We start from the raw sequence: 19,178 nt of genomic DNA, 5'->3' as shown, positions 1-19,178 counted from the left end.
CCATTTTTCGATCTATAATAATATTTAAGTTAACATAATATTATTATGGTTAATTATAATTTTTCTGTTTTTCAATTTGCGTGTTATGCATTTTCGAAAGGAAAAGAAGCGCGAGAATGGAACCAACAAATGTTAATGACATATCCCAGTGAGAATCCCATATATCGCCTTGCATTCCTAAAAACTCTTTGGTCGGTTTTCCCCCCTTACCTATTTTTGTAGATAACCATTCTATAATTTCATACAAAGCACTAATAGCAAGTGAAGTACTTAAAATAACAAATATTAACCAAGGACCTTTTTTAATCGCGCTTTTTCGAATAAACATTTCTCTAATCACGATTGCCAACAGACCTTTTAACAGATGTCCAAATCGATCATAGTTGTTCCGGTTTAAATCAAAATAATCTTTGATCCAATTAAACAACGGCACTTTTGAATAAGTATAGTGACCACCTATGAACGTCAAAATCGAAAGAAGAGCAATAATGAAATAAGATAACGTTGTAAGAGGAAACTTTTTGTATGTAAAAAGTACAACCATTAATAATACAAGAGCAGGTAATACTTCCATTGTCCAAATAATATAACCGGCTGGCTTATAAACGGACCAGATAAAAACGGCTATGACAACCAATAACAGCAATACATGAAAGCTTGTACTTTTATCTTTTTCCACTATTTCTTCCTCCAAAAGATATGTTTTTTTCATTATTTCTTTGTCTAAGGAAAAAAATACAAATCAAACTTTAGAATGAGAAACATTCAAATTAAAAAGACTCCCCACTCAGAAGTCTTTCTAAACTTTTCTTGTTATTCAGTTGGATTTACTTCCCTTTTAATTACTGCAGTGGATAAATTCCCAAATTCAAATCCTTGACTATCAGTCTCAATATACACTGTACCCAATGTAGGAACACACGAACCATTTCTTTTAAAATGAACTTTTCCAATACTACCGGGATTCACACCAGAATCAAATGGAAATAAAAGTTCGTCTATGACAAGATATACGATACTAGCGGTTGAATCCAGAAAATTTGTGATTGTGTAGGTTATTTTTGTAAATCCTTCCTCCATTATACATTCAGTGGTAAGCTGAAAATGAATTCTGCAATCAACTTGTCCATTCACTCTTGTGGAAATATCAATAACATCGCTTTCTGAAAATGTCTTTGTCAATAAAATACCACTCCCAACTTGCTATCTATCCAATATAAAATGAAAAATTAATGATTTTAGAAACGGCTTTTATACTAGGACAAGAGAAAATTAATAAAAGCAGATAGGGCAATAATGTCCCTATCTGCTTGATTTTTAAGTAGTTTATTAAGTATTCTTCACCATTTATAATTCCCTATCGCTCCAACTACCTCATAATTACTGGGATCAATCTCGGTTTGTTTCCCTAATACAAGTTTGGCTAATTCCGCCCCTAGGTAAGGTCCGCTTGTTAACCCTGATGCCCCTAATCCATTGGCTATAAATATACCCTCATAATTTGGTAACTCTCCAATTATTGGCAAAAAGCCAGGGGTAAATGGCCGAAAACCAACCCTGGTTTCTAGAAATGTGCAATTCGCTAAGCCGGGTGCAGCCTCTAGTGCTTTGCTTAAAATCTCATTAATTCCTCCAGCGGTTACTCGGGTATCAAACCCCGCATCGTTTTCATGTGTGGAACCGACTACAATCCTACCATTATCAAAAGTAAGAATGTATTGATTTTTGGGTGGCATCACAACAGGCCACGTGCTTGTATCCGTTTCTGGCATTTCAAGATGAACAATTTGTGCCTTTTGCGGTTTGACTTGAAATTTAACACCAAGTGGCTCTAATATCTCTTTCGACCATGCACCAGCTGTAACAATCACTGTGTCAGCCAATATAGGTTCATCTGACAGACTAATCCCGATGATCCGGTTTTCTTTTTTTAAAATGGAAGCATCTCCACTTCGAAATCTTGCTCCATTTTTTTTAGAAGCGTTAATTAAAGCATTGCGGAGCTCTCTCCCATTTACACGAGCACCCCCACTAACATGAACGGATCCATAATCCTCAGAAATCGGTGGAAAAAGTTTCTTAGTTTCAGAAGGCGATAAAATCGTAATCTCACCCATTTCAGGAGCTTCGCCTCTACGTTCTCGAGCTCTTTCTGCCATTTGTTCGAGCTTTTGAATGTCTGTATGAAGACTAATGGCCCCGACACGTTTATAACCAGTTTTCTTTTCCCCATCCGCCTCCAATTGAGCTATTAATTCCGGATAGTACCGGGCCCCACCTTTGGCCAACTGATACCATGCTTTATTTCGCCGCTGTGAAAGCCATGGACAAACTATTCCAGCTGCAGCATCAGTAGCCTGTCCTGCATCCTCACGGTCTATTAAAGTGACATCAGCACCTGATTTAACAAGATGATAAGCAGTTGACGCCCCTAAAATCCCCGCGCCAATGACAATTATTTTTTTCATATAACACCTTTTCTACTTTTTTGTAATGGTTAATTCATTTTCCAATAATGGGCAATATTATTAATAAATAAATTTTAGAATGGTGTTGGTAACATGATAGAAATTCCTAGAAACCTGTATTGTGAACAATGTCAAAAAGAGACGGAACACATGGTAAGAGAGGATGCATTAGAAATCGAATATACTTGTCAGGAGTGCCATCGACAGCAAGAAATTGTCAAGTCATTTTTCTAACGAATTATCGATGAATGTGCCAGTGTCTCTTAAACTCACTGGCACCAATTATTCATTGAATGCTGTTAAGGAGCCAATTTTAGTTGTTGCTATTGCCCCTGCTCGATTGGCATATTGAGTAAATTCAATGATTTGTGATAAGTCTGAAGGGCTGCCTTTTTCATGAAAACAATACAATAAAGCAGCCATAAATGCATCTCCAGCACCGGTTGTATCCACGGCCTTAACTTCTACTCCGGGGACAAAAGCTTTCCGTCCCTTACTAACCGCAAAAGCCCCTTTACTACCCATGGTAATAAATACAAATGGTATCTTTAAGTGGGCTAATTTTTCTAAAGCATCATCAATTGTTTTTGTTTCTGTTAGCAAATAAAGCTCATCTTCTGCAAACTTGACGATATCAGCAAATGGTATAAATGATAGTATTGTCTCCCGGCATTGTTCCTCATTTTCCCACCGCTTTAAACGTATATTGGCATCAAAAGCCACTAGTGTGTTGGATTCTTTGGCATATTTGATTGCTGTTTCAGTTGCCGAATTGGCTGATTTCTGAAAAAGAGTTCCCGAACCAAAATAAAAGATTTTTGCTTGATCAAAAAGTCCTTTTTCGAGTTGTGCTTCAGTCAGAACCTCATCAGGTGTTGGGTTTAGATAAGAGTGAAAGTAAGACTCCCCGTTTTCACCGATATGAACATACACACCACAAATCTTTTTGTGGGGTGTTCGTACACAAAATTCAGTATTGATATTTTCTTTATTTAATTCTTGCTCGACAAATCGACTGATTTCATCGGTCCCTAATTTACATAAATAATAGGATGGAATCCCTAGTCTGCTCATCCCCACTGCAACATTGACCGTCGCACCACCAAGCAGCTTCTCGTATTTTGAATTTGTTTTATCTAAAGATATGTAATCTACAAACGCTTCTCCAAGAGAAATGACTCCTTGTTTATTCAACAAATGCTCCCCCTAATACAAAACTTGTTAGTACAATTAAATTTACGTTAACAACATCTCTATATTACAATATAATTTTTAAAGAAACTAAATTTTATACGAGGAGCTTATTCATGAAATTATTAGGAGCGATTATAGCTTTTTTTCTTACCGACTTTCTATTTCATTTAATTGATGCCCTTGCCTTCGGAATGAAAGCAGATACAGCTGGCGAGCGTATTGGGGCTGTGTTCTTTGGTATTTGTGTACTTTTGATTCTTATGGCTATTTTTCATCGTTTTTTTTCAAAGGCATTTTTCAATGGATTCACAGTCGCTACTGGCCTTTTCTTGAGCTTCGATATTGTGGTTTTTCATTGGATTTTTCAGCTTCACCGGATTACAAATGGACCAGAAGCGAACTGGCTCGAGCCGCTTTTTGTTTTAGCTGGCATCGTTTTAGTTTGTTTTGGAATTTCAAAAGAGAAATCAGTTTCAAAAAACGAATTTATCTTAAATAATAAGGAGATACCAAAATAATTGGTACCTCCTCAGATTGTCGAGAAAGGGAATTCTTCTCGGCAATTTTTTATTTGCCAGAATCTAAATACCAATTTCATAGATTGTCCCTGCGATTGGGCCTGCTGATTTCCGCTCCGGGCACTCGCTTTCCGCGGGGAGGTTCCCCGGCACGCCCGCGGAAAGCGAAGTGCCTGGAGCGCCAATCACCAGACATGTCACAAAGCCTAAACGAATAATATTAAATTAAATTAATTTAAATTAACGCAGTGAATTGTTTAGGGAAACAAATAAAATACAAGGCTATCGAGAGTTTTTCGACAGTCAGAGGAGATACCAAAATAATTGGTATCTCCTATTTTTCCCATAAGTAAACTTAAAGAATAGCAAGAAGTTGATCCCTTATCCCAGAGATAATATCCAAAGGCATTACCCCATAGTTGGATAAGGTTTTGGCCTGCTCCTCACCGGCCCTTGCATGCAAATAGCTTGCTGAAATTAGGGCATTGACAGGAGATGCACCCTGGGCAAGGAATGAACCAATTAGCCCAGTAAGGACATCGCCGCTTCCGCCTTTTCCTAATGCATCATTTCCATATGGGTTTATGTAAATATCTCCATCAGGCGATGCAATTACAGTTCGGTGACCTTTCAATAACAAATTTAACCCGTAATCTTTTGCAAAGGTCTTGGCGATTTCAATTCGATCCGCCTCCACTTCTTTTACTGTTTTATTGACTAATCTCGCCATCTCTCCTGGATGAGGAGTAAAAATAACATTCCCCTTATACTCGCGCACCATATCCAAATCATTTCGGAGTAAATACAAAGCATCAGCATCTACAACAATCGCCTGATTCGATAAAGAATTCCAAAATGCTTTCATCCAATTTTCACCGCCAGGAAATCTGCCCATTCCGGGACCAATCGCAACAATATCAAATAGCTGTATCTGCGAGGCGATTTCAGCAATTGCTTTTTCCCCAAAACATCCATTTTCTTCTGGTAATGGTAGAAATAAAGACTCGGGATTTTGGGCTGCCGCCAATGGATAAATACTTTTTGGGACAGCTAAAGTCACTAATCCTGCCCCTGAATACAAGGCGGCCTTTGCCGAAAAAATCGGGGCACCAACATATGGTCGTGACCCTCCAAGGACTAGAGCATGACCGAATGTTCCTTTATGGCCATGTTTAGCTCTCACTGGAATCGAATCTTTAACAAGCTCTTCCGTAATCAAATTTGGCATAACCAGACCCAATTCCTCAGCAATCGAAGGTGGCACGGAAATGTCCACTGCTTTCCACTCCCCAACATATTTCGGCCCATCATTTAAAAAGAAGCCCTTTTTCGGAAATACAAATGTTACAGTCTTTGAAGCTTTTATCGCTACTCCTTCAACTTTTCCATTCTCGCTGCTCACACCGGAGGGAATATCGACTGAAATAATTAATTTCTTTCCTTCATATTTATTCACTATAGAAATCACTTGAGAATAGGGCTCTTTAACAGCACCATTGACTCCTGTCCCTAATATTGCGTCGATAATAATATCTGACCGCTCCAAATGACTCTGGAGTGCTTCGAGTGAATTTTCATAAAGAGAGAATAACGGCAGCCCTCTTTTTAGGTACACCTCAAAATGTACCTTGGCATCTCCTTTCATTCTTTCAGGGTTTCCCAACAGACATATAAGTGGCTCTATACCCTCATCAAAAAGTCTTCTCGCAATAACAAACCCATCGCCGCCATTATTTCCGCTCCCTGCGAGCACAAGAACTTTCGGATTTTCACAACTGATACTCGCAAAGATTTCCTCCACAACCCGTGCCCCTGCATTCTCCATTAACACAACACCTGGTAAACCAAGCACTTCCATCGTATACTGGTCCATTTGCTGCATTTCTTTTTGGCCGGCAATATACATCTATCTATTCCCTCCATTATCACTTGCCTTTGATTTCATTATAAGGAAAATTCCTTTTTATGAAAAAAAATTAAAACACTCAGTCTGCAATTCAAGACTGAGTGTTTAGTGAATCAATGGCTATTTTTTACGGATATTTTCGCTTTGGCTTCAATCCTGCGACGGTGCAGAATTGGTTCTGTGTAGCCGCTCGGCTGTTCATAACCTTTAAAAACTAAGTCACATGCTGCCTGGAACGCAACAGATTGATCATAGTCAATAGCCATCGGACGATACGCTGGATCCCCTGCATTTTGCTGGTCGACCACTTTTGCCATTCTTTTTAATGTTTCATGCACCTGTTCCTGGGTACATACGCCGTGGTGTAGCCAGTTAGCAATGTGTTGGCTGGAAATTCTAAGAGTCGCACGGTCTTCCATCAATCCAACATGATTAATATCTGGTACTTTGGAGCAGCCGACGCCAAGTTCAACCCAACGGACTACATAGCCAAGAATGCCCTGTGCATTGTTATCAAGCTCCTGCTGAACTTCTTCCGGTAACCAGGTATGATTCTCGGCAGCAGGAATCTCTAATATATGATTTCTTAAATCAGTAATGTTTTTAGCCAACTCATCCTGCACTTTTGTGACATCCAATTGATGATAGTGAAGTGCATGCAACGTTGCAGCCGTTGGCGATGGAACCCATGCCGTCGTACCCCCAGCTTGAAGATGGCCAATTTTTTGCTTCAGCATATCCGCCATCAAATCCGGCATCGCCCACATCCCTTTGCCTATCTGGGCACGACCTTGGAAACCAGTGACTAACCCGTTAAAAACATTGGATTTTTCATAGCTTTGCAGCCATGTAGAAAATTTCATGTCATTCTTTCGAATCATTGGTCCAATTTCCATGGATGTATGGATTTCGTCCCCTGTTCGATCCAAGAATCCGGTATTGATGAAAACGATTCGCTCTTTTACTTCCCGAATAGCTGCCTTCAAGTTCAAAGATGTCCGGCGCTCCTCGTCCATGACACCAATTTTCAGCGTATTTCTGTTCAGTCCAAGTATTTCCTCAACTCGATTAAACGTTTCATTGGCAAACGCCACTTCTTTGGAACCGTGCATTTTAGGCTTTACAATATAAATCGAGCCTTTTGAGGAGTTTTGGAATTTCCCATTCCCTAAAAGAGAATGCTTGGCAATTAAACTTGTGATAACTGTGTCCATAAGGCCCTCAGGAACTTCGTTGCCATCCTTGTCAATAATGGCATTACTTTTCATTAAATGGCCAACAATACGGACAAACATGAGGGACCGCCCTTTTAGGGACAATTCCTCACCTTTAGGGGTAGTATATTGCCGATCTGCATGAAGTGCTCGTGTCAAAGTTTTATTATTTTTTGTAAACTCCGCCGTTAAATCGCCTTTCATCAAACCGAGCCAGTTGCGGTATACCTGAACTTTGTCATCGGCATCAACCGCGGCAACAGAATCCTCACAATCCATAATCGTGGTTAATGCCGATTCTACGAAAATATCCTTTATACCCGCTTGATCGGTTGTACCAATTGGATGACTACGATCTACTTGGATTTCATAATAAAGCCCGTTATTTTTTAGGAGAATCGCAGATGGTTCCTCTGATTTTCCCTTGTATCCTATTAATTTCGTTACGTCTTGTAGGCCTACGGTTACTCCATTACTGAGTAAAACCGTTAATTGACCACCCAAAACTGAATATTTAACCGCATCCCTATGCGAAAAATTTTCTAACGGTGCAGTTTGATCAAGGAAGTTTCTTGCAAAGGCAATGACTTTCTGCCCTCTAACGGGATTGTAGCCTCCTGTACGATGGGCACCATCCTCTTCACTGATAACATCTGTTCCATATAAAGCATCATAGAGGCTTCCCCAACGGGCATTGGCTGCATTCAGCGCATATCGGGCATTGTCTACAGGAACAACTAACTGAGGACCCGCTTTTAACGCCACTTCTTCATCAACGTTTTCAGTAGTAATCTGGAAATCTTCTACTTCCGGTTCTAAATAGTTAATTTCCTTTAAAAAAGACTTATAGCTTTCAAAATCGAAGGTTTGGTTTTCACGATGCCAGGTGTTGATTTGCTGTTGAATTTCATCTCTACGTGCTAAAAGTTCATTATTTTTCGGTGTTAAATCATCCAGAATCTGCTCAAAATCATTCCAAAATTTCGTACGGTCTAATCCTGAGTCAGTCAGAGCTTCTTCGTTAATAAATTGATAAAGAATGTCTGCAACTTTCAGATTTCCAACTTTAACATATTTTGTCATCGATTTTCCCCCTTATGTAAAAATCTTACCGACATGCTGGTAACTAAAAAACCAGGATGATAACGCTGTCATTATTATACATCACCAAAAGACAAAAAAGTTTTAGCTCGTTTAAAAATTATGACAAATTTGTATAAAATCTTCCTCTACTATTAATACGAATCAACCATTACATTTACTACAAAAATCTTAGCAACTAACAGGTTTATCCAATCTAAGCATATTACTTATACATTTTAACTAGATTGGTTACAATTCTAATAGAAATGGAGGTGGAACGAATGTTTCGGCTTATTAAGCTTATCTCAATTTTATTTATTATATATTTTTTATGGCCCACACTGGAAAAAAAGTTTGATACTACTGATTTTGAAAAAGTGAAGCAACAGGCTCAATCAGAAATAACTAGCTTGAAAGATAACCCTGAAGTGCTTGCAGTAATGAACTCACTAGGTGAAAATGTTCAACAAATGTTGAACAAAATTGGCCAACAGTTAGACAAACAGCCACAAACACAACCAGACAATGAAACAAAAAAAGTAGAGTTGGCACCTCCTACTAAACAAATATTCTCTATTCATAATGTTGAAATTGGCGATACAAAAGAAAATATTGAACAGAATTTAGGAGCACCAAAGCGTTCATCCATTAATGAATATGGGACATATTGGAATGCTTATCATGAGAATTACCATAATTTTTTTATGGTCATGTATGATAAAAACAATAAGGCAACCGGACTATATACTAACCAGAATTTAATTGCCTCGACCAATGGAATTAAGATTGGTATCTCGAAACAAGTGATTCGTGAAAAATTAGGTACTCCCCTAACCAGAATTCAAAAGGGGCATATTATATATGAATTGCAACAGGACAGTGATTATGATGTGTACTTACTTGGTAACGATTATGTAACCATTTTTTACGATAAACACGAAAATAACACCGTAACTGCGATGCAGCTTATCAGCAAAGACTTTGAACAAAATAAAATTGATTTTTACACAAAAGCGAGTTCTTCCTTAACGGAAGGATTTGAATATCAGTTATTCGATTTGACCAATGCAGCACGTGTGGAACATCATCTGTCGGTGCTGACATGGGACCAGCACGTCAGAGAAACGGCCCGTAAGCATAGCACGGATATGGCCGTAAACCAATACTTTGACCATACGAATCTTAAGGGACAATCGCCTTTTGATCGTATGAAAGAGGATGATATTATTTTTCATTTGGCCGGAGAAAATCTTGCATATGGACAGTTTAGCAGTATTTTTGCCCATGAAGGCTTAATGAACTCACTTGGGCATCGGGAGAATATTTTACAAAAGGATTATGAATTTTTAGGTGTCGGTGTGGCCTTTAATAATCAATCCCAGCCTTACTATACTGAAAATTTTTATGCAAAATAAATGGTGTCCCAGAATTCAGTTTGGGACACCTCTTTTATTAAAATATAACACCAGCTAACTCTTCTTCCGAAAAATTGTCTTTAATACCGGGTTTTGATTTAAAATACTCATAGATTTCTTGAACTGAATAATCTTGTTTTAATCCCTTAACAATTGTTGTTAAGTAGGAATGCGACGGCTTTTTCCATTCCACGTCCTCGATATCCCAAGGTGCGGTGAAGGTAAAGATTGGATATCCTTTATCTTCGCCTAAATATAAAACATTACCGTACCATGCCTGCCGAAAAATTTTTGAAACATTTCTTCTGACCTCGTTTAAATCAATCTCAAGTTCTACGCCATTATTTTCCTGTTTAACGACCTCCAAAAATTGTTCAGTAGTGATTAAATATTTTTTACTATAGGTTTTAGCTTCTGAGATTTGGTTTAAACCAATAAAGGCAACACCTTTTGATTCCCATTTTTCTGCCTCTTTTGCAAAGTACAAGGGTAAGTTAATTGTAAATGTCGACTGATCTAATGGAAGAGAAGGATCTTTACAACCTGTTTCCACTTTAGATGAGCCCTCTGGACGACCTCCCTTGATGTAACATAAAAATCGATCAGTATTTATATTGGAACCATAACTTGCGTACCAGACATACTGTTTTTCATTCATTATCTATCACCTATTTTCTATTAAATTCCATTATGGTTTTAATTTTATCATTTGGCTAAAACTAGTAACAGCAAATATTTAGGAGGAAATAATGAAGGTAACAGATGTACTTGTTCAGTGTTTAGAAAACGAAGGAGTAGAATATGTGTTTGGAATCGTCGGCACGGAGATATTGGATCTGGCTGATTCGTTATCAAAATCTAAGCAAATTCAGTTTGTAAATGTCAGGCATGAGCAGGGCGCTGCTTTTATGGCTGATGTTTATGGACGATTGTCAAAGAAAGCAGGCGTTTGTTTAGCGACGCTGGGACCCGGTGCAACCAACTTAATTACAGGTATTGCTAGTGCTCAACTCGATCATTCTCCTGTAGTGGCCCTAGTTGGCCAAGCAGGTATCGAGCGTCAGCATAAAGATTCACATCAATTTTTGGACTTAGTGAAGTTATTTGAACCTGCAACAAAGTGGAGTACCCAATTGAAAGACTCGCCGTCTATTCCTTCCATCATCAGAAAGGCTTTTCGAACGGCCACGATGGAGAAAACTGGCGCTGTGACCATTACCTTGCCGGAGAATTTTTCAGCACAGAAGATTGCCAATAGTCCTTTGCCTGTCATCCCATTGCCAATGAGTGTACCTGCAGCAGATGCTCTACAGAAGGCAACATCGCTAATTCAAAAAAACAATAAACCGTTTTTGATTATTGGAAACGGGGTAATCAGGCAAGATGCAGTCCCTGAGCTGCATGCCTTTATTGAAAACCTTCAAACTCCGGTAACACACAGCTTTATGGCGAAAGGAGTACTGCCCAAAGATCATCCTCTTAATTTTTATACCTTTGGCTTTAAAGAGAAGGATGAAGTTTTACCCGCTCTAAATGAAGCAGATTTACTAATTGTCATTGGCTTCGATTTTGTAGAAAAATTGCCAAAGGATTGGAATCAAAAGAAACGGCCAATCTTACATATTGATAACGTGGCAGCAGAAATAAATGAATATTACCCTGTCGAAGCTGAGCTCGTCGGGAATATAAAAAAGACGCTTCAATTACTTAATCAAGAGGATATTCCTGTAAAATCCTGGGTACCTTCGGGGGAACTCCAAGAAAAAATTAAAACAGCATATCAAATAAACAATACCCATGATACTAGAACTATGTCCTTTACCATTGAAAATGTCCTTCATAGTATCGAAACAATTGCAACTGATAACACGATTGTGATTTCAGATGTCGGGGATCATAAGGTTTCCTTTGCACGTACTTATCAACCAAAACAACCCGATCGGATAATCATATCAAACGGGCTTGCTTCTATGGGAATTGCCTTACCTGGCGCTATTGGTGCCAAGCTTGCTTGTCCTTATGACCCTGTTATTTGTATAACTGGAGATGGCGGCGCACTCATGAATTTCGCTGAAATCGAGACGGCCAAGCGATTAGGACTAGCATTCATCATCATTGTTTTAAATGACTCGATGTTGAAGCTTGAAGTGGAACAAATGAACAAAATGTTTGGACAAAATTTCGGTGTAACCTTCCAAAATCCAGATTTTGTGCAATTAGCAGCCAGTTTTGGAATCAAAGGAGTTCAAGTTAATAACCTTATTGAATTTGAAGATATTCTCAAAGAGAAATATCAATCTTTAGATGAAATTGTCTTAATCAATGCTGTAATCCAAAATTAACTCTACCTCGAAGCGATAATTATTTTTAATCGGTTAAAAATGATTAAGCCGATATCTACCCAAAACCAGTTATAAAGGACGGAAAATAAAAAAATACCGCCTGCTGTGGAGATTGAAAAGGTCTTTGAAATTGAGGGCCCTAGGACCGGAAACTTGAGAACATATAATAGAATCATAATTCCTATGGTTAATAATGATGCACTTGTTATGATAATGATCCATCTCTTTTTGAAAAAATAGAAGGCCGCACCGATTCCGAGTCCGATTAGTCCTGTCGTAAACGGGAAGATAATTAGCTCACTGGGCTGAAGGATGAGTAACAATAAATTCGTGAGGATATATGCCATTAAGCCTAGTGGAAGTGAAAGCATGGAACAGAGGAGAATCGGTGCGGTTGCGAATGGACTGATAAAGTACCCCACTCCCGGCAAAAATCCGCCTGCTGCTTGGAGTATAGCTGCTATACTAGCCAAAAGAGCAGCTAAGATAAGACGTCTAGTTTTGGACTTTTGAATGAATGCTAATTGCGCAGTTCTGATCTCAACGGAAATGTTCCTAATAAAATACATCGGTTTCACCTCGATTTTTTATTATATTAACTGGTGAAACCGATGATTCTTTTCCACCATCAGTATCCGCCACGAATTAGGATTTTTATAATGGTTAAATTATATACGAGCAATTTTTTCATTGCTCAAAAAAACCATTCGTCGGGAGTGATGTATCATGGCTAGAAACAAACTATTGGTTCCTGGTGCAGATAATGTTCTGGATCAAATGAAAGAAGAAATCGCCAACGAGTTTGGAGTGCAGCTTGGTGCTGATACGACCGCACGAGCAAACGGTTCAGTTGGCGGCGAAATGACGAAGCGTCTCGTCGCCTATGCTGAACAAACACTGCGAAATCAACAGAATTTTTAATCTTTGATTTCAGAATTGGGGTGTCCGGAATTTGGGCACCCTTTTTCTCTTGCCAAAAATTCTGCTATACAATCATCTATGCAATACGCTTTAATAAAAGAAAAAAGATATAAAAGGAGATATTCATGAGTAGAAAGACGGCAATCGTTACAGGGTCCTCGAGCGGATTTGGTTTATTATGTGCAATTGAACTGGCTTTGGAGGGTTTTTCGGTACTTGCAACTATGAGGGATGTAAATAAAGCAAAACCATTATTAGACTTGGCGGAAGAAAAGAATGTATCAGATTACATAAATATTAAGCCACTAGATGTTACTTCAACCGAGTCGATTAATCAGTTTGAAACCGATCTATCAAGCTATCCTTCTTTAGATGTATTAGTGAACAATGCGGGATTCGCACTCGGAGGGTTTAGCGAAGAGCTTTCCATTGAAGAATATCGCCAGCAATTTGAAACGAACTTTTTCGGCGTAATTGCTGTAACCAATGCTGTGCTTCCATTTATGAGAGCTAGAAACAAAGGCAGAATTATCAATATGAGCAGCATAAGTGGAAGAATGGGATTTCCTGGATTGTCTGCCTATTCGGCTTCTAAATATGCACTTGAGGGATATAGTGAAAGCTTAAGGCTGGAGCTTAAACCCTTTGGAATTGATGTAGCTTTAATCGAGCCAGGATCGTATCAAACAAATATTTGGTCACGTGTTGATCAGCTAGAAATTAATGCTGAATCGCCATACTTTCCCTATATGAAGAGTCTTACTAATGAAATCGAAAGAGGAAAAGCAGACCACGGCAATCCGTTAGAAGTTGCGAAACTGGCTGCGCAACTTGCTACACAGCCGAAATCGCCAAAACTCCGTTATCCAATCGGAAAAGACGTCAAAAAGAATCTATTTCTGAAAAGTTTTTTGGGATGGGAACTTATTGAATCAGCAATTTTAAGGAAATTGAAACCGTAACATTTTATGAATGGGAGCTTAATTTTTACAGCTCCCATGCTTGTTTAAGTAACCGAATACCTTTTTCAATTTGTGATTCTGACAAACCGCCAAAACCCAAAATGACTTTGGAACCCATGCATTCTTGAGAATTATGATAATACATCGATAATGGATATACCTTTACCCCGACCTTCAAGGCTGAGTTAATTAACTCATTTTCCTGCATGTTGTTTTTCAGTTCGAGAACAATATGAAGTCCCGAGTTTTCACCAATCACATTTACTTTATCACCAAAATCCTTTTTAATCGATGACATTAAGATTGCGTGCTTTTTACGGTACAAGGTTCTCATTTTATTTAAATGACTTTGCCAATGCCCATCCTTCATAAAATGATAAAGGGTATTCTGGTGAAGGCGCGAGACTGTTTGCTTATATATAGTAAAGTGCTCTTGGTATTTAGTAAGAAGTGTCGCTGGTAAAACCATATAACTGATACGAATAGATGGAATCAAAGATTTGGAGAACGTTCCTAAATAAACCACATTCCCCCTTGTATCTAGCCCCTGCAATGAAGGAATAGGCTGCCCTTTATATCGATATTCACCATCATAATCATCTTCAATAATATAACCCTTATAATCCTCGGCCCATTTTAACAATTCCATCCTTCGTGAGATGGGCATGACCATACCAAAAGGGAATTGATGAGATGGTGTCACATAAACAACATGTGCACCACTATTTTTTAACCCCTTAACATAAATCCCATTTTCATCAAGCGGAATTGCGATGGTTTCAACACCTAAATCCTGCAAGACAGTCCGTGTACGATGGAAACCTGGATTCTCCAGTGCATAGAACTTGTCCTTACCAATGATCAAAGCTAATAAACACATTAGAACTTGAGTTCCTGCACCAATAATGATTTGATCGGGATTGCACCTAACTCCCCTTGAGGCAAATAGTTGTGTGGCGATTTGTTCGCGTAAAAGCAGTTCACCTTGTGGATCCCCGTTATTAAAAACCTCACTTTGATCGGCGTACAAAGATTGCATGGTTAATTTTCGCCAAATTGGAAATGGAAAGTGTTCTAAGTCAACCTTCCCTGAATTGAAATCAATTTTTACATTAGCTTTTAATTGCTCGAACTTTGCTTCCGATATTTGTGGATAATAGCGGTTTGAATTAATATCTTCCTCGATAGCTGCCACAAATAGACCTTTCCGTGGTCTGCTATCTACATATCCTTCCGCACTTAACTGGTCGTAGGCAGACTGAATCGTGTTAAGGCTCAAGCCAAGGTATTGCGATAAATTCCGCTTAGACGGTAATTTTTCTTCCCGCTTTATTCTACCTGATAAAATTTCTTGTTTAATGTAATTCGCTAACTGTATATATAAAGGTTTATCACCTTTATCATCCAAAACAGGTGTTAGTTCAATCATCTTATTCTCCCCCTGCAGTTCGTCTGGTACTATTAAATTCATCGAATCTGGTACTTTCGATTATACCAGTTTGCGATTAAATTATGTTTAAGAAACGCATGAAGGAGATGGATATTAATGGTTCTAATAAAGGAATTGAAAAATCAACATGAATGGAAGGAAGCTTTTCCAGTAATGAAGCAGCTTCGTACTCATTTAGATGAAGAAAGTTACCTAGAATTAGTTCAAGAAGCGGTTCAAATGGAAGGCTATATGATGGCGGCATTATATGAAAATAAAAAATTAGTAGCCGTTACAGGTTTTATGCCGATGATGACACTTTACAATGGAAAGTTCATCTGGGTATGTGATTTGGTTACCGATTCAGCCAATCGGTCAAAAGGCTATGGTGAAGCACTTCTTAATTATGTCCATGATTGGTCAAAGGAAAATGGTTATAAGATAGTCTCGCTCTCTTCAGGATTGCAACGCGTGGATGCACATCGTTTTTATGAAAATAAGATGAAATATGACAAAGTGAGTTACCAATTTTTAAAAAGGCTTTAATTTAAGTATAACGGTTAGCTAGAACCTTCTTCTGGCTGGCCTTTTTTCATTGACAAAGGATTGATTTAAATTTATTGTAATTTATGTCTGTCTTTAAGACTCTATCAAAGATTAATAGGTGGTGGATCGTGGAGGAAACAGTTTTAGTTCAACGAAAAAAAAGAATCAACTTGAAATTAGGCTTCTTAAAAAAAGACATCGTCTTTACGATATCACTAACATTAGCGGCTGCAAGCTGTTTGATTCATCCTCCAAAACTGGAGTATATTAATTTTCAAGTATTGATCAGTTTATTTAATCTGATGATTGCCATTAAGGCTTTTGAAGATCTTAAACTACTAGATAAATTTGCAATTGTGCTCCTGAATAAGTGCCAAAACAGTAAATCCGTTTCAGCCATTCTCATTTTGTTAAGCTTTATTAGCGCGATGTTCGTTACAAACGATGTTGCGTTACTTACTTTTGTGCCCCTGACTCTTGTAATAAGTAAAAAAACAAACATGAACATGATGGAAACGATTATTTTAGAAACGATTTCAGCTAATATCGGCAGCAGCTTAACTCCAATGGGCAATCCACAAAATTTGTTTATTTATTCCCATTATGGATTAACGCCAATTCCATTTTTTACAACCATTTTGCTAATGGCCATCCTGGGGATTTGTTCGCTTTATATTGTTATTCGAAGACTTCATAAAAAGGAACTCAAAGTACAGCTAACCCCTATTACCATTAAGAATCGTACCAAATCTTTCACTTGGGGTATGGTTTTAGCCATCATTATTGCTTCCATTTTTGGAGTCATTAACTTTCAAATCGCCTTAATTGTTACATTAATAACTGCACTTATATTAAATGCTAAATTATTGTTAAAAATTGATTATTTACTACTGATTACTTTTATCTGTTTTTTTATATTTATCGGAAATATTTCTAGTACAAATACAGTCCAATTCTTTGCAAGCGAAAGCCTGAAAGACTCTTCTTCCGTTTTTTTCGGTTCAATTCTTTTAAGCCAATTGATTAGCAATGTCCCTGCTTCTATCCTTCTGGCCAACTTTTCGTCCGATTGGCAGCCATTGCTGTTGGGTGTAAATATCGGGGGACTTGGGACAATTATTGCCTCTTTGGCTAGTGTAATATCTTATAAACTGTTTATTCAGTCTAGCCCAAAAGAGAGCAAAAGTTATATCATCAAATTTAGCATTTATAACTTTTCCTTTTTACTGCTATTAACCCTGATTCAGTATATTATCTTAATAACTTTTAAAATTTTTTAGCGATGGGAATGATCTCATCGCTTTTCTATTTTTGTCTAATCAATCTATTCATTTGATTCTGCTCCTTGTAGGGGACTATACTTAATGTTGTATGTTAAAGTTAAGGAGGAGATTTCATTTGAAAACCTTACAGGACACCACCACATTACATAACGGAGTGAAAATGCCTTGGTTTGGACTTGGGGTCTATAAAGTTCAGGAGGGTGAAGAAGCACTAACCTCCGTGAAAGCGGCGATTAACGCTGGTTATCAAAGTATTGATACTGCTGCCCTTTATCAAAATGAGGACAGTGTAGGTCAAGCAATTAAAGAATCAGGAGTTCCTCGTGAAGAACTTTTCATCACCACTAAAGTATGGAATACAGATCAGCGAAATGATTCTGTTTTAGAAGCGTTTGAAACAAGCTTAAATAAGCTCGGGCTTGATTACGTCGATCTATATTTAGTTCATTGGCCCGTTAAAGACAAGTATAAACAAACATGGAAGGTTCTTGAGAACCTATACAAGGAAGGCCGCGTTCGTGCAATTGGCGTCAGCAATTTTAACATCCACCATCTCGAAGACTTAATGTCAGTGGCAGAGATCAAACCAATGGTCAATCAGGTGGAGCTGCATCCCCTGTTTTCACAGCCAGAGCTTCGCGATTATTGCAGAAAACAAGAAATCCAAATTGAAGCATGGGCTCCCCTTGGTCAAGGAAGACTTCTTGACCACCCTGTTTTACAGGAAATCGCATCCGCCCACCATAAATCAATCGCCCAAGTTATTTTGCGCTGGGATCTTCAAAATGAAATTGTAACGATTCCAAAATCGATTAGAGAAAGCCGAATTATTGAAAATGCGGATATCTTTAATTTTACGTTAAGCGAAAGTGATATGGAAAAAATTAATGCGCTAAACGAAAACAAACGATTCGGTGCAGATCCGGATAATTTTACATTTTAATAAAGATGATAAAATCCACAAAACAGCGAATGTTTTGTGGATTTTATTTTAAATACTTATTCTGCTACAAGAGCAACAAAGCGCTCGATGACATCATCAAGAAATTTAATCGTAGCTTCATCCGTTAATCTTCCATTTTGCTCATCAAATTTAGCAGAAGCATGATTAATAAGAACTTCATTCCCTACAGGTGGCAATAGCTTCACTTGAAGAGCGGTTAAAATTTGACGCAAATGGAGTTGTGCACGAAGTGTTCCCATTAAACCAGTTGCGGCGCCAGCTGTCATCACTGGCTTACCAATGAGAACTTTGTCTACACGAGATAACCAGTCAAGTGCATTTTTCAGCACGCCTGGAATGGACCAGTTATATTCAGGGGTAATGATGATGACACCATCAGCCTCTTTCACCTTCTGTTTAAAAAACTGGACGTATTCAGCAGGGGCAGTTTCAGTATCCTGGTCAAAATGCGGAAGCTGGCCAACATCAAGGATTTCTAAATCAAATTTATTGTCGTATCGTTCCATAATAGTGTTGGCAAGCATTCTATTATAAGAACCTTTTCGCAAACTTCCTACAATCGCTACAATTTTCATTTTCTATCCACACCTTTTAATTATGTAATAATAATGATTATAGGGATAAAAAAATGAATGTTCAAAAGAACTGCCTCTTCGATTTATAAATGGGAAGAAATGATTATTCAGCAAACAGGATTTTAATTTCATTCTCTGCCTCAACCATTCTGCCATACCGGTACCCTTCTATTAAAACATGACGCTCATGATTACTTAACCGACGGTCCCATTTTGTTTCTAAATATAAAATAATCTCATTATAAGCAATGTCCGAGTAATTTAATGGTTCATTCATTATATCTTCTCCCTTCCTCATCTAAAAATAAGGCTCTGTTTAATTTGTCTGTTGATTTCCGCTCCATGCGCTCAGCAAACC

The 19,178-nt window shown here is 38.1% G+C and carries 19 protein-coding genes; 8 read left to right on the top strand and 11 right to left on the bottom strand.

All coding sequences use genetic code 11. From position 1 onward, the window contains the following. Positions 1-49 precede the first annotated feature (49 nt). The 4 genes from ABES02_RS05200 to ABES02_RS05185 form a co-directional block, all read right to left on the bottom strand. Entirely contained in the window at positions 50-679 is a 630-nt protein-coding gene (locus tag ABES02_RS05200; RefSeq protein WP_430131703.1) for a DUF2238 domain-containing protein, read from the bottom strand. 134 nt (positions 680-813) lie between these two features. Then, positions 814-1,182 (bottom strand): hypothetical protein, encoded by a 369-nt coding sequence (locus tag ABES02_RS05195; RefSeq protein WP_430131700.1) that lies wholly within the window; start codon positions 1,180-1,182, stop codon positions 814-816. A gap of 158 nt (positions 1,183-1,340) precedes the next feature. Further along, positions 1,341-2,468 (bottom strand): NAD(P)/FAD-dependent oxidoreductase, encoded by a 1,128-nt coding sequence (locus ABES02_RS05190; RefSeq protein WP_430131697.1) that lies wholly within the window; start codon positions 2,466-2,468, stop codon positions 1,341-1,343. A gap of 282 nt (positions 2,469-2,750) precedes the next feature. After that, entirely contained in the window at positions 2,751-3,662 is a 912-nt protein-coding gene (locus ABES02_RS05185; RefSeq protein WP_430131694.1) for a carbohydrate kinase family protein, read from the bottom strand. Positions 3,663-3,775: 113 nt separating this feature from the next. On the opposite strand from ABES02_RS05185, the gene ABES02_RS05180 reads away from it, so the two are divergent. Then, positions 3,776-4,180, top strand: a complete 405-nt coding sequence (locus ABES02_RS05180) for a DUF2243 domain-containing protein (RefSeq protein ID WP_430131691.1) — start codon at positions 3,776-3,778, stop codon at positions 4,178-4,180. A gap of 355 nt (positions 4,181-4,535) precedes the next feature. On the opposite strand, the gene ABES02_RS05175 is transcribed toward ABES02_RS05180, so the two are convergent. Both ABES02_RS05175 and ABES02_RS05170 read right to left on the bottom strand, forming a co-directional pair. Further along, positions 4,536-6,086 (bottom strand): NAD(P)H-hydrate dehydratase, encoded by a 1,551-nt coding sequence (locus ABES02_RS05175; RefSeq protein ID WP_430131689.1) that lies wholly within the window; start codon positions 6,084-6,086, stop codon positions 4,536-4,538. A 113-nt stretch (positions 6,087-6,199) separates the two neighbouring features. Continuing rightward, positions 6,200-8,383, bottom strand: coding sequence for a malate synthase G (locus ABES02_RS05170; protein WP_430131686.1), 2,184 nt, complete (start codon positions 8,381-8,383; stop codon positions 6,200-6,202). A gap of 281 nt (positions 8,384-8,664) precedes the next feature. Here ABES02_RS05170 and ABES02_RS05165 point away from each other — a divergent pair, with 281 nt between their 5' ends. After that, positions 8,665-9,798 (top strand): CAP domain-containing protein, encoded by a 1,134-nt coding sequence (locus ABES02_RS05165; RefSeq protein ID WP_430131683.1) that lies wholly within the window; start codon positions 8,665-8,667, stop codon positions 9,796-9,798. A gap of 37 nt (positions 9,799-9,835) precedes the next feature. On the opposite strand, the gene ABES02_RS05160 is transcribed toward ABES02_RS05165, so the two are convergent. Then, positions 9,836-10,456, bottom strand: a complete 621-nt coding sequence (locus tag ABES02_RS05160; RefSeq protein ID WP_430131680.1) for a hypothetical protein — start codon at positions 10,454-10,456, stop codon at positions 9,836-9,838. Between the two features lie 91 nt (positions 10,457-10,547). Between ABES02_RS05160 and ABES02_RS05155 the strand changes: the two genes are divergently transcribed. Then, positions 10,548-12,140 (top strand): acetolactate synthase large subunit, encoded by a 1,593-nt coding sequence (locus tag ABES02_RS05155; protein ID WP_430131677.1) that lies wholly within the window; start codon positions 10,548-10,550, stop codon positions 12,138-12,140. 2 nt (positions 12,141-12,142) lie between these two features. Here the strand turns inward: ABES02_RS05155 and ABES02_RS05150 are convergent, their stop codons facing one another. Next, entirely contained in the window at positions 12,143-12,709 is a 567-nt protein-coding gene (locus ABES02_RS05150; RefSeq protein WP_430131673.1) for a hypothetical protein, read from the bottom strand. A 157-nt stretch (positions 12,710-12,866) separates the two neighbouring features. Here ABES02_RS05150 and ABES02_RS05145 point away from each other — a divergent pair, with 157 nt between their 5' ends. Next, positions 12,867-13,061, top strand: coding sequence for a small, acid-soluble spore protein, alpha/beta type (locus ABES02_RS05145; RefSeq protein WP_430131670.1), 195 nt, complete (start codon positions 12,867-12,869; stop codon positions 13,059-13,061). Between the two features lie 125 nt (positions 13,062-13,186). Then, positions 13,187-14,023, top strand: a complete 837-nt coding sequence (locus ABES02_RS05140) for an SDR family oxidoreductase (protein WP_430131667.1) — start codon at positions 13,187-13,189, stop codon at positions 14,021-14,023. A 25-nt stretch (positions 14,024-14,048) separates the two neighbouring features. Here ABES02_RS05140 and ABES02_RS05135 read toward each other — a convergent pair whose 3' ends face one another. Beyond that, positions 14,049-15,452 carry a PLP-dependent aminotransferase family protein gene (locus tag ABES02_RS05135; protein ID WP_430131664.1) on the bottom strand — a complete coding sequence of 468 codons (1,404 nt, stop codon included), beginning with the start codon at positions 15,450-15,452 and terminating at the stop codon, positions 14,049-14,051. A gap of 117 nt (positions 15,453-15,569) precedes the next feature. Between ABES02_RS05135 and ABES02_RS05130 the strand changes: the two genes are divergently transcribed. From ABES02_RS05130 to ABES02_RS05120, 3 genes are all read left to right on the top strand, one after another. Beyond that, positions 15,570-15,998, top strand: coding sequence for a GNAT family N-acetyltransferase (locus tag ABES02_RS05130; RefSeq protein WP_430131662.1), 429 nt, complete (start codon positions 15,570-15,572; stop codon positions 15,996-15,998). Positions 15,999-16,126: 128 nt separating this feature from the next. After that, positions 16,127-17,278, top strand: a complete 1,152-nt coding sequence (locus ABES02_RS05125; protein WP_430131659.1) for an SLC13 family permease — start codon at positions 16,127-16,129, stop codon at positions 17,276-17,278. 91 nt (positions 17,279-17,369) lie between these two features. Beyond that, entirely contained in the window at positions 17,370-18,224 is an 855-nt protein-coding gene (locus tag ABES02_RS05120) for an aldo/keto reductase (protein WP_430131656.1), read from the top strand. 56 nt (positions 18,225-18,280) lie between these two features. On the opposite strand, the gene ABES02_RS05115 is transcribed toward ABES02_RS05120, so the two are convergent. After that, on the bottom strand, positions 18,281-18,820 hold the full coding sequence (locus ABES02_RS05115; protein WP_430131653.1) for an NADPH-dependent FMN reductase: 540 nt from the start codon (positions 18,818-18,820) through the stop codon (positions 18,281-18,283). 103 nt (positions 18,821-18,923) lie between these two features. After that, a complete protein-coding gene (locus ABES02_RS05110) occupies positions 18,924-19,097 on the bottom strand; it encodes a hypothetical protein (RefSeq protein ID WP_430131650.1) in 174 nt (57 codons plus the stop codon). Between the last annotated feature and the right edge of the window lie 81 nt (positions 19,098-19,178).

This window comes from Neobacillus pocheonensis (genome assembly GCF_050477905.1).
Lineage (GTDB): Bacteria > Bacillota > Bacilli > Bacillales > Cytobacillaceae > Neobacillus > Neobacillus pocheonensis_A.
Note: the sequence above shows the minus strand (reverse complement) of the source record. Positions and strands in the feature narration are given on the sequence as shown.

What these genes read in the sequence shown, in the direction of transcription:
- ABES02_RS05135 (WP_430131664.1), bottom strand. Translation starts at nt 15,452, where the DNA reads ATGATTGAACTAACACCTGTTTTGGATGATAAAGGTGATAAACCTTTA.
- ABES02_RS05120 (WP_430131656.1), top strand. Translation starts at nt 17,370, where the DNA reads ATGTTAAAGTTAAGGAGGAGATTTCATTTGAAAACCTTACAGGACACC.
- ABES02_RS05155 (WP_430131677.1), top strand. Translation starts at nt 10,548, where the DNA reads ATGAAGGTAACAGATGTACTTGTTCAGTGTTTAGAAAACGAAGGAGTA.
- ABES02_RS05175 (WP_430131689.1), bottom strand. Translation starts at nt 6,086, where the DNA reads ATGTATATTGCCGGCCAAAAAGAAATGCAGCAAATGGACCAGTATACG.
- ABES02_RS05190 (WP_430131697.1), bottom strand. Translation starts at nt 2,468, where the DNA reads ATGAAAAAAATAATTGTCATTGGCGCGGGGATTTTAGGGGCGTCAACT.
- ABES02_RS05140 (WP_430131667.1), top strand. Translation starts at nt 13,187, where the DNA reads ATGAGTAGAAAGACGGCAATCGTTACAGGGTCCTCGAGCGGATTTGGT.
- ABES02_RS05180 (WP_430131691.1), top strand. Translation starts at nt 3,776, where the DNA reads ATGAAATTATTAGGAGCGATTATAGCTTTTTTTCTTACCGACTTTCTA.
- ABES02_RS05170 (WP_430131686.1), bottom strand. Translation starts at nt 8,383, where the DNA reads ATGACAAAATATGTTAAAGTTGGAAATCTGAAAGTTGCAGACATTCTT.
- ABES02_RS05130 (WP_430131662.1), top strand. Translation starts at nt 15,570, where the DNA reads ATGGTTCTAATAAAGGAATTGAAAAATCAACATGAATGGAAGGAAGCT.
- ABES02_RS05145 (WP_430131670.1), top strand. Translation starts at nt 12,867, where the DNA reads ATGGCTAGAAACAAACTATTGGTTCCTGGTGCAGATAATGTTCTGGAT.
- ABES02_RS05110 (WP_430131650.1), bottom strand. Translation starts at nt 19,097, where the DNA reads ATGAATGAACCATTAAATTACTCGGACATTGCTTATAATGAGATTATT.
- ABES02_RS05160 (WP_430131680.1), bottom strand. Translation starts at nt 10,456, where the DNA reads ATGAATGAAAAACAGTATGTCTGGTACGCAAGTTATGGTTCCAATATA.
- ABES02_RS05115 (WP_430131653.1), bottom strand. Translation starts at nt 18,820, where the DNA reads ATGAAAATTGTAGCGATTGTAGGAAGTTTGCGAAAAGGTTCTTATAAT.
- ABES02_RS05165 (WP_430131683.1), top strand. Translation starts at nt 8,665, where the DNA reads ATGTTTCGGCTTATTAAGCTTATCTCAATTTTATTTATTATATATTTT.
- ABES02_RS05150 (WP_430131673.1), bottom strand. Translation starts at nt 12,709, where the DNA reads ATGTATTTTATTAGGAACATTTCCGTTGAGATCAGAACTGCGCAATTA.